The sequence below is a fragment of the Thermococcus sp. M36 genome (assembly GCF_012027355.1).
In the GTDB taxonomy this organism is placed as follows: Archaea; Methanobacteriota_B; Thermococci; order Thermococcales; family Thermococcaceae; genus Thermococcus.
On the sequence record NZ_SNUH01000059.1, the window covers coordinates 1 to 585 of the forward strand.

Annotated in this window: 1 protein-coding gene; it reads right to left on the reverse strand. The window is 37.1% G+C overall.

The annotated features are described in order from the left end of the window. A partial coding sequence (locus E3E36_RS11305; protein WP_342764412.1) for a TonB-dependent receptor domain-containing protein occupies positions 1-573 on the reverse strand: 573 nt, incomplete at its 3' end. Positions 574-585: the final 12 nt, after the last annotated feature.

Below are 585 nucleotides of genomic sequence, written 5' to 3' on the forward strand. Positions count from 1 at the left end.
TGAGCCTTTACTTCCTGAAGTATGCGTGTATCGTATGAAGTTATAACTATAGCCTGTTATGAAATATAAGTTTTGTGAGAGCATTGCATTGATGCCAAGTTCAATACCATCGCTGGTGGTTTCTCCGCTTAGTGTTTTTACAGTAGCATCGGTATTAAGCGTTACTCCATCTGCTTTGTATTGAGCCTGCTGTGCCAGGTTACTGTTGAGTATTCTGTAAATACTAACCGTTGTGTTTATTCTTCCGTTTAAAAAACTATTCTTCACTCCTGCTTCATATTGATTAATGATTGATGCAGGCAATAAATTTCCATATACATCTGTGCCGCTGTTTGTTGTAAAGTTGTTGGCATAGCTTACAAATAAAGATGTGTTTTGTGATGGTTGATAAACAATGCCTGCTTTAGGTGATAAAACATTGTAAGTAGTTGTTGGTGTTGTACCTTTTACTATTGCAGCAGGGCGAGTTGAAGTTGGCATACTATCAATAGTTGTTTGAACAGTTGCCTGATAAGTGTATCGTAAGCCTACAAATAATTTGAATTGATTAGTAAGCGTAACTAAATCCTGCACATATACGCCTGC